The following is a 389-nucleotide window of genomic DNA, read 5'->3' on the forward strand; positions in this document are numbered from 1 at the left end:
CAGGACCGCTTCTGGTTCCTGTGGGACGAGCTGGCCACCGGCGCGCTCGGCGCCGTCGTGCTCGCGGACACGCGGCGCCTGGAGGACTGCTTCGCCGCGGTCGACTACTTCGAGCGGCGCGGCATCCCGTTCGTCGTCGGCGTCAACTGCTTCGAGGGCGCGGACCGCTACCCCGCGGGCTCGGTCCGTCAGGCCCTCGACCTGGACCCGGGGGTGCCCGTCCTGCTGTGCGACGCGCGCGACAAGGAGTCCGTCAAGGACGTCCTCATCGGCGTCGTCGAACACGCCGCGACGACGGCGGCCGAGCGCCGTACGGAGGCCGCGGCCGCCCCGTGACGCCCGCCGGTGGCCGCGCGCCCCGCCCCGAGCGTCGCTCCGGCCGCTCACCG

The 389-nt window shown here is 75.8% G+C and carries 1 protein-coding gene; it reads left to right on the forward strand.

The genetic code is table 11. From position 1 onward, the window contains the following. A partial coding sequence (locus tag GTW43_RS25280) for an ATP/GTP-binding protein (protein WP_202501920.1) occupies positions 1-336 on the forward strand: 336 nt, incomplete at its 5' end. Positions 337-389 lie beyond the last annotated feature (53 nt).

The organism is Streptomyces sp. SID5785 (assembly GCF_009870065.1).
Classification (GTDB): Bacteria; Actinomycetota; Actinomycetes; order Streptomycetales; family Streptomycetaceae; genus Streptomyces.